The 8,938-nt window shown below is 37.8% G+C and carries 8 protein-coding genes and 1 pseudogene; all 9 read left to right on the forward strand.

What is annotated here, in order from left to right; all coding sequences use genetic code 11:
• Nucleotides 1–99: 99 nt before the first annotated feature.
• The 9 genes and pseudogenes from C1T29_RS03240 (at nt 100) to C1T29_RS03280 (ending at nt 8,826) form a co-directional block, all read left to right on the forward strand.
• Nucleotides 100–249 (forward strand): hypothetical protein, encoded by a 150-nt coding sequence (locus C1T29_RS03240; RefSeq protein WP_172843756.1) that lies wholly within the window; start codon nt 100–102, stop codon nt 247–249.
• Nucleotides 250–276: 27 nt separating this feature from the next.
• A complete protein-coding gene (locus C1T29_RS03245) occupies nt 277–1,341 on the forward strand; it encodes a conjugal transfer protein (protein WP_103749755.1) in 1,065 nt (354 codons plus the stop codon).
• Nucleotides 1,342–1,356: 15 nt separating this feature from the next.
• Nucleotides 1,357–1,605, forward strand: a complete 249-nt coding sequence (gene conC / locus C1T29_RS03250; protein WP_087961787.1) for a transposon conjugation system subunit ConC — start codon at nt 1,357–1,359, stop codon at nt 1,603–1,605.
• 12 nt (nt 1,606–1,617) lie between these two features.
• The gene (locus C1T29_RS03255) at nt 1,618–2,142 is read left to right on the forward strand and encodes a conjugal transfer protein (protein WP_103749754.1); all 525 of its coding nucleotides are present in this window, start codon (nt 1,618–1,620) and stop codon (nt 2,140–2,142) included.
• On the forward strand, nt 2,030–4,525 hold the full coding sequence (gene conE, locus C1T29_RS03260; RefSeq protein WP_142393710.1) for a VirB4-like ATPase ConE: 2,496 nt from the start codon (nt 2,030–2,032) through the stop codon (nt 4,523–4,525). The genes C1T29_RS03255 and conE overlap by 113 nt, the downstream gene beginning before the upstream one ends.
• A 17-nt stretch (nt 4,526–4,542) precedes the next feature.
• Nucleotides 4,543–4,869, forward strand: a complete 327-nt coding sequence (locus tag C1T29_RS03265; RefSeq protein ID WP_014662881.1) for a YddF family protein — start codon at nt 4,543–4,545, stop codon at nt 4,867–4,869.
• A gap of 3 nt (nt 4,870–4,872) precedes the next feature.
• Nucleotides 4,873–7,320, forward strand: a complete 2,448-nt coding sequence (locus C1T29_RS03270; RefSeq protein ID WP_103749752.1) for a CD3337/EF1877 family mobilome membrane protein — start codon at nt 4,873–4,875, stop codon at nt 7,318–7,320.
• Nucleotides 7,317–8,306 carry a bifunctional lytic transglycosylase/C40 family peptidase gene (locus C1T29_RS03275; protein ID WP_103749751.1) on the forward strand — a complete coding sequence of 330 codons (990 nt, stop codon included), beginning with the start codon at nt 7,317–7,319 and terminating at the stop codon, nt 8,304–8,306. The genes C1T29_RS03270 and C1T29_RS03275 overlap by 4 nt, the downstream gene beginning before the upstream one ends.
• 14 nt (nt 8,307–8,320) lie before the next feature.
• Nucleotides 8,321–8,826: pseudogene (locus C1T29_RS03280) on the forward strand (hypothetical protein).
• The last annotated feature ends 112 nt before the right edge of the window (nt 8,827–8,938 follow it).

The raw sequence follows: 8,938 nt of genomic DNA on the forward strand, positions 1-8,938 counted from the left end.
AATTCAATAAAATTTGCTAAAGAAGGATGTTACATGTGTAGCATCCTTTTTGTTATTCCTTGAAAAAACAAAACAGGTTTGAAGAAAGCGAGGTCTTTCATGAAACAGAGTGTTGAGGTCGTTGAGATTAAAGGAAAGCCAGTGAAAGTGATCGTGACGGAGTTAAACGAACCGAACTATGAAAAAATGGCGAGAGCCATTTTGAAAATGACAAGAAACATGAAAGTTAACCAGGAGGAAAGTGCTTAGAAATCTATGAAAGGAGAGTGAATCGAATTGCTTCATAAAGAAATTGACTTGGATAAAAAAGAAGATTCATTTTTTCGGTCTGCCTTTCAAAAACTGAAACGAATCGAAAGACCGGACAAAGACAAACAGAAAGTCCCTCGTGACAGGTCGAAGCTGATCGCAGTTACATTGTGGTCTTGTGTTGGGGGTTTACTGTTTATCTGTATGCTTGCTGTGCTTCTTTCAATTAATACTCGCTCCCAACTTAATGACATGAAAGACGAAGCGAATAAGCCAACAAATGACGATAAACAAGAAATTTCGGTGACTGCTGCTGAAAACTTTCTGTCGGGGTTTATCAATGAATACGTCAATGTGAAGAACGATCAAGAATCTATTGAAAAACGTATGCAGAGCCTTGAAAGCTACATGGTGAAACAGGAAGATAACCATTTTGAGGATGAAGATCGCTTTAATGTAGATGGCTTAAAAGGTGATCGAGAGTTAAAGACTTACAGCTTATATAACGTGAAAGAAGGTGATAAAAACAGTCTTTTTCAATATAAGGTCACATATGAAAATCTATACCCTGTAGAAAAGGAAGTTGAAAAAGAAGTTAAAGACGGAAAGAAGAAAAAGAAGGTGAAAGAAAAGATTAAAACAAACGAGAAATCTGAAAAACAAATGTTGTTGAATATTCCAGTCACAGGTAAAGGTGATTCCTTTGCGGTGTCTGCTGTTCCTTACTTTACACAGATTTATAATCTAAAAGGCGATATTGCTTCTAAGAGTAATGAAGAAACTAGAGACGAATATGCAGGTGAGAAAAAAGAATCTATAGAAACATTTCTTCACACTTTCTTTGAGAAATACGCTTCTGAAAAGAAAGAAGAAATGGTTTACATGATGAAAAAGCCAGAAGCATTGGAAGGAAGCTTGTTATTGGGAGAAGTTCAATCAGTGAAAATCTTCGAGACAAAAAAAGGTTTCGAGGTTTTTTGTGCTGTTCAATTTAAGGAAAAAGAAAATGACATTCCAGTAAATGAAAAATTCAGTTTAGAGATTACGGAAAACAGTGGTCAATATTACGTGAAAAAACTTACTCATCAATAGGAGGTAAAAATCAATATGGAATTTATGAATTTCTTTATTCTTGGCGCAGACCTTCCAACGCTTGGAGGGGTAAAAGGATGGGCATCTGATGTTGTTATCCAATTCATTACGATCGTGGTCATGTTCATAGCCGCAAAGAATCTTATGAAATTAAAAATGGGCGGCATTATCTTTGTTTGCTGTATTGGCAGTGCGGTGACATGGGTTATTAAACACTGGTCAGAATTCTCCGGCTGGATCAATGCGCTAATGGAAAAATTGTAAGGGGGCATCTGAATGGGGCGTCTGGTGTTCAACTACCGGAAGGCAATGAGAGAGCCGAAAAAAATTCAGCAATTAACCGAAAATTATTCGTTACCCTTTGCAGTTGAGTTAATACCGGCTATTAACTATTTCATTTTTGTTGGTCTATGCTTTGGATTATGGTACGGCGTGAGGATGATTTTTCCTCACGCTTTTGATAACAGTTATGTGATTGTGATTTTTGGAATACCATTTTTTTTAACGATGCTTGTAACGAAAATAAAGCCGGAGGGCAAAAACATCTATATATATTTCTTTGATTTCGCAAAATATTACTTCCTCATCAAGCTTCCGCAAAAGAAGTTTTGCAATGATCGGAAGATTGATTTGAGTAACGAAAAACAAATTGAGTTTCGCAAACTTGTGAAGGTGGTGGATTATTCAAATGAGACTAAAAACGCCTATGAAGGCAATACACAAGAATTTGCTGTTAACAAGAACGGGCGACGTGTGGGCGTACTACCGAATAAAAAGCAATTCGATTCCTATGCAAAATAAAGAAAAAGTTGAGTCGTATAAAAAGAAATGGCAGCATCTTTTCGAAGAAATTACATCTTATGAGGATTTTCACTTGATGATGTATCCAAGTGAGTATGAATTAGAAAAACGATTTAAGGATTTAGAAACAGATATTGCGGCAGATGCAATGGATGTGGCACGTTACTACAATGAAGAAACGGTAAGGCTGTTAGAACAGCGATTAGGAAGGCTAACAAAGTATGATTTCATTTTTGGTCTAAAACTGAAAAGCAGTCTAGTAAATATTAGTGTCGAACTTAAAGACAATATCCTATCTTTTTTCAATACGGCGACTGATACGGTTGTGAAAATGCTCGGGTGGGAACAAAATGTTTCCACCTCTTTTTTTGAAAAATATGAGGAAGTAGAAGAAACACTAGCGAATATCATGGCTTCTGTTCGCGGAGAACGGCTTTCAGAAACAGAAATGACATACATTAACCGTTATCACTTTGTACGTGGGTTAAAACACCAGACGAACGAAGAAAGTGAAATAAAAGATGTTCGTTCGATAACAAACACGATCATAGACCCCACCGACCCATCAGTTTTACATCTGCATAGTGATCAGGATGAAGGCTATTCAGCTTTTGTCGTGATTGACGAATTCCTTCACAATATGTCGGAAAGTGATTTGTTTTATGAAGCACAGTCTCTTCCCTTCCCAGTTGAAGTGCAAATGAAAATTCAAACGGAATCAAAATCTATTACTAAGCCTGCTCTTAACATCAAAAGACAGCAATTGAAAGAAGAACAAAAAGAACAACAAAGCACAGGCGATCGAAGTGATGTTTCCACTGTCACAAGTGCCACAATGATAAGACATTTACAAGATGAAATAAAGAAAGAAGATGTGCATGTGATGAACTGGCTTTCTGTGATAGTCGTTCATGGAAAGACAAAAAAAGAATGTGTGGGGAAAGCAACGATTGTCAAAAGGCATTTAAAAGGCGCTGGAATTACTTGTCGGCTTCCAGTGGCTGATCAATTGAACCTTTTTTATAAAATGCTTCCCGGTGAAAAGTTAGACATAACCGATAAGAACTGGACTCAAAAAACGACACAAGACGGCGTGGCAGAAGGCCTGTTTGCTGTTAACTCTGATATTGGTTCGAAAATTGGATTCTTTCTCGGTTGGGTTGATCGTTTCCAAGAGCACACCGACTTAGAAAGTGCCATTATGTCCAGCCGTGATTTTGTCTTATTCCACCCTTTCTTAGCGAATCAGCAGTTAAAAGGTTCAAAGACACGTTCTCCCCACTGCTTAATCACAGGAGACACAGGAAACGGCAAGTCTTATTTGGCGAAATTGATTTTTAACTATATCAGCATGTTAAACATCAAATCTTTGTATATAGACCCTAAAAAGGAAATGAGAAAGTGGATTCAAAGAGTCTTGAATGATGGGTATATTCGAGAGAACTTTCCCTTATATATTGCACATTTAGAGAAATACAACTATATCACGCTAGATCATGAAAACACTCACAACTGGGGGGCGCTTGACCCTATCTCCTTCCTCCCTCCTATGAAAGCAAAAGAGCTAGTTCAAGTCATTTTTGAACAAGTATATGACTTTAAAGGGAAAGACGATGTGAATACAGCTTTCCTTCGTGCTACGTCAGAAGTAATTGAGGCGAAACAGAAAGGCGAACAGGTCGGCTCACTTGATATTATTCGGAGGATGCAGAACCATCCGGAAGAAGCTGTACAAAAAGCTGGCGATTACTTAAATGAGGTTGTGTCAGATTCCATTTTGAAACTTTGTATTCATGATGGTTCAAACCCTGCATTGTCACTTGAAAAACGAATCACCATTTTAGAAGTTGAAAATATGGATTTGCCGGATCATGCTGAGCGACTTGAAAACTACACCATATCACAATTAAAGTCTAGTGCCGTCATGTTTGCGCTTGGTAAGTTCTGCGAACTATTCGGTATGAATCAAGATGAACAAACTGTTGAATTTATAGATGAAGCTTGGATATTTACCACGTCACAACAAGGGAAAAAAGTTGAGAGACAAATGCGCCGGATTGGTCGTTCATACAACAATGCGGAATATTTCATTTCCCAATCTACAAAAGACGCTTTGAAAGAAGAGGATTCCGGAAACTTTGGCGTTGCCTTCGCCTTTGATGAACCAAACGAACGTGAAGAAGTGTTGAAATGGATGAACATGGAGGTCACAAAAGAAAACAAAAAAATGATGGAATCCATGTTCCAAGGTCAATGTCTATTTAAAGATTACTATGGCCGTACCTCCAAAATTTCGATTGAATGCTTATTCGAAGAATGGCAAGGTGCTCTGAAAACGGTTGAGAAAAAAGCTGTCGCATATGCGGAAGAAAAATATTTGTAAAAGGGGTTAAGACGTACATGGAAATTGCTTTATTAAATTCTCTTGTCGTAACAGTTCCAGGATTTTATAAAGCTGAGAAAATCACATTAGAAGATGCACAGCAGTGGCTTAAGTATTATGAAGGACGATACAAAAGCTTTATAGGTCATAAATCAACGGCACAGTTTCTTCAAGAATTATTAGGCATTAAAGTTGAACAGAATCGAAAGATTTTTAGACATATGAAGTATCAGAAGGCAATCTGTTTTTCTCTGAATGAACGTTATCCTGAAAATGTTGTGCTATCGAAAAAAGATTTAGAGAAAGCTCGATACCAATTTTATTTATTAACTCGATTAGATTAGGAGGTGGCTGTGATGAAGAAAAAAAGGATTCTGATTGTATCGGCTATCGTGTTGCTGTTTTTAACTGTTGCTTCAGCTGTAACAGTATTTTCGGCTGACGGAGATACCACTACGCAGCCACAAGTCGAAAAAGCTGGCGGCGTTGAATTGAAGGTGAAAAGATTTCCTATCTCACGCTATCAAGCGAATAATGAAGCATCTGACGATTTAATCAAGGGGGCGTTTGTTGGACTGACAAACGTCACTTTTTCTTTTGCAGGCAATATTGTCCGTGTGGTTGATGCGGGAATGGATATTTTGTATAACTTGCAACCAATTGACGAGTTCGCAAATTCTATTACAAACGTCTCTAAAACAGTTTATAAAACACTGAAAAAGAATTTCGGTGAAGCTTTATTTATTTTCACGTGCGCCTATGTTGTCTACCTGTTCTGTGTGAGAGGTAGCGTAAAAGAAGCAATGCGGCGGAGTATTCTATTTATTTGTGTCATGGTGATCGGTGGGCTTTGGATGTCGAACGCTGGTTATTACATGAAAGCGTTGAATGCCTTGTCTGTAGAAGCGCAAGGAAAGCTTTTAACTGCGGGAAATGGATTGGTTGGCATTGTTAATGATGAAGGCAATTTTGCTGACAGTTCTGCTATTGAAAAAGGAAAGGAAATGGAAGGCACAGTTGCGGTTATGCGTAATCTTTACTTTGACATTGCTTTGATGAAGCCATTTCTAATCGTGAACTTTGGAGAAACAAGTGAAGCAAAAATTAATGAAAAAGGTGATTCGAAAGATAAATTATCAAGGGTCGATAAATTGCTATCTTATAAACTGTCTAAGGAAGGAGAAGAAGCGAAAAAGGATTATATAGATGATGATGAAATTAAAAAATACGAAAATGAGTCAATGACCTCTGGAAATGTTTTTAATCAACTTGGGGAATCTTTTATTGCTGTAGTTGCTTCTATTGTTATTGGAATCCCGTTTTTGGCATTAGCGTTCTTTAATTTCTTGCTTCAAGTTGTCGCTTTAGTCATTGTCTTTTTTGTACCATTTGCTTTCATCTTAGCGTATGTTCCTCAATTAGCTTATTCGGGATTTGTTACGCTTGGACGCTTAGGGAGTGTTTATCTACTAAAAGCTATGTTAGGTATTATCGTTCTGTTTGTGTACGTGACATGTTTTATCGTTGACAAGTTAATACCTCCAAACGGTTTCGGAATGTATCTATTGAATGTTGCTGTCCTTGCCTCAATTTTGTGGATTGGTTTTCACAAGAGGGATGCCATTATCAAGTTTGTGACTGCTGGAAAAGTGGTTTCAGTTGATAATAATATGATGGAAAACATGAGACAAAACCTTGTTCAGCCTGCTTGGGAACAAGCAAAAAAAATAGGTGGAGTATGGGGTAACGGAGGAGGCGTATTTACTGACTTTGCAAAGAATTTTAGAGGAAGAAAAGATGGTTCAGCTGATAGCGTAGATGGTGCTCTTGGAGGTGGCGGTAATTCACCGAGTGGGGCTGCTATGGGATATGATAATACTCATGCCATTTCAAGAACCCCGCAAAAAGAAACAGCTAACGGAATAGCTAATCATAATAGTCGAAGTCTAAAACGAAATCCTCAAACTCTATCGAAAGAACAAGAAAAGCAAAAACAAAAAGAAGCCTTTGCAAATGCAAAAGAAAATAAACAGCAATCTCATTTAGACAGATTGAGAAAAGACGGGATAAACTCCCCTATGTTGAAAGATGCTTTGAATGAAGGAAATGAGGATTTATCCAAACGAGCACCTATCTTGCAGGATAAAAAAGATGAATCAGCACGAACAGATCAAAAAGAATTTGTGGAACAGCTTCTTAAACAGCCCAAAAACCAGAAACAAACTGACGATGCATCATTACAACATGAAGAAGAAATTGCTTCTAATCGAGCGCCTGTCTTACAAGAGAATGATAAAGATACAGATACAGAACGCACTGATCAGAAAGAGTATGTTGAAGAACAAAAGCAAAATTCTGAAACAGATAAGCAACAAGATTTTGAAGTGCAGAAAGATGATTCTGTTTCAAAGAGTGATCCTGTAGCACAAGAGAGATCAGCGGAGATCAAACGATCAGACCAAAAAATCATGACGAATCACCCTGACTCGCAGCTCGGTTTTGAAAGCTCTCAATCTACAAAAGTAGAAAATCAACCTATTGCCAATAATGAACGTCTAATCAGACCATCTGAACCCGCAAAAGTTCATTCAGATGGTATTCGTGTTGAGGAAAAACAGACTGTTGCTCCTGCTGAAAGTAAGACTGTATCAAGAGAAAAACAGCCTTCAGCACCTAGCATTAAACGGACTGAACAAAGCGTTAATAAATTTGAACAAGTGTCTTTAAATGAAATTGCACGACGCTCTTCATCAAAAGTAGAAGATCGACTGAGAAGGGATGAAAGAACAAGATGATAAGTAAAAAGGTAGTTCTTCCTTCGGTGTTCTCGGCTCCTTTTATATTCTTTTTTGTTTTATGTATCGCAGTGATTATGACCATTTCAAGAGAAAATCACGTGGGAGACGATTTTATAGGCGGCGGGGATGGCGAATATGAAACGGTAGGCATTGCACCGGAAGTTGAACGATTTAGGGCGGTATTTGAGAAATACGCCCGCCAGGAAGGCGTTTTTGACCAAGTGAATATTATAATGGCGCTCACCATGCAGGAAAGTGGTGGGCGTTCTTTAGATATTATGCAAAGTTCCGAGAGTATCGGTTTACCTCCAAACTCCATAACTGACCCGGAATATTCGATTGAAGTCGGCATTAAACATTTTAAGAAGGTTTTTAAAAAGGCTGGCGGTGATGTTCGTTTAACCTTACAGGCATACAATTTCGGTACTGGATTTATAGACTATGTGAAAAAGAATGGCGGGAAATACACTAAGCAATTAGCACTCGATTTTAGTCGACTGCAAGCTTTTAAAATGGGCTGGAAGAGCTATGGTGACCCAAGTTATGTTGACCATGTCATGAGGTATGTAAAAGGCTCTGATAAAAATGTAAAGCCTGTGAATGGTTCTATGGATTTCTATGAAACGGTCATGAAAGAAGCTTTGAAGTATGAAGGGCAACCGTATGCCTGGGGTGGTTCAAACCCGAAAACTGGATTTGATTGTTCGGGCCTTGTTCAGTGGTCTTTTGCGAAAGCCGGAATCACTCTTCAAAGAACGGCACAAGAACAACATGGAGCAACAAAGAAAATAAGTGAAAAAGAAGCGACTGCGGGTGATTTAGTGTTCTTTGGGGGCACATATGAAGGAAAAGCCATTACTCACGTCGGTATCTATGTAGGCAATGGCAGAATGTTTAATTCAAATGACAATGGAATCGAATATTCTGATTTGAAATCAGGTTATTGGAGAGATCACCTTGTATCTTTTGGACGAATTAAATAACTAGGAGTGGAAACATGAAAACACATATTGCATGGGCTTCAGCTTGTTTATTATTAATATTGCTGACCGGATTTTTACGAATGGACAGCAAACGTATAAAATTGAAAAGCTAAAGGATAAAAATGAGGTTCTGACAGAAAAAATCAAGGAATTGAACCATATAGAATCAACAAGCAGCGCATCGGAAAACAAGGCATTTTTCGAAGCGTTTTTTAATTACTCCGACATAGATAAGCGATATGAAACAGTTAAGAAGCATACAACAGAAAAAGGGTTTGATTATGCATTCCCTTCTCGATCTGATCAAAAGCACACAGTCAGCGTGCAAAGTGAATTACTTTCACTAGAGAGTTATTCAAAAACGTTGGATGAATCCCATGAATTGTTTTTAAACATTGTTGAAATCTCAACGACTGCAAATTCAGTCACTACGAATCAAGTGTTGATTGTTCAAACTACTATGAAGAAAGAAAAAGATGGTTGGTTAGTCGATAATGTGCAGGTTAAGGGAAATGGATAAAGTTTCACTTCCTCTGGTCCGGTAAAGTCTGAAATTTCCTAAATGGCTCTTTGTTCACTCTTAGGAAACTAATTGTTGCAATGTATATTCAATGTAGATACAATGAAGGTAT

The sequence above is a fragment of the Bacillus sp. MBGLi79 genome, assembly GCF_002953915.1.

What these genes read in the sequence shown, in the direction of transcription:
- C1T29_RS03265 (WP_014662881.1), top strand. Translation starts at nt 4,543, where the DNA reads ATGGAAATTGCTTTATTAAATTCTCTTGTCGTAACAGTTCCAGGATTT.
- C1T29_RS03275 (WP_103749751.1), top strand. Translation starts at nt 7,317, where the DNA reads ATGATAAGTAAAAAGGTAGTTCTTCCTTCGGTGTTCTCGGCTCCTTTT.
- C1T29_RS03255 (WP_103749754.1), top strand. Translation starts at nt 1,618, where the DNA reads ATGGGGCGTCTGGTGTTCAACTACCGGAAGGCAATGAGAGAGCCGAAA.
- conE (WP_142393710.1), top strand. Translation starts at nt 2,030, where the DNA reads ATGAGACTAAAAACGCCTATGAAGGCAATACACAAGAATTTGCTGTTA.
- conC (WP_087961787.1), top strand. Translation starts at nt 1,357, where the DNA reads ATGGAATTTATGAATTTCTTTATTCTTGGCGCAGACCTTCCAACGCTT.
- C1T29_RS03240 (WP_172843756.1), top strand. Translation starts at nt 100, where the DNA reads ATGAAACAGAGTGTTGAGGTCGTTGAGATTAAAGGAAAGCCAGTGAAA.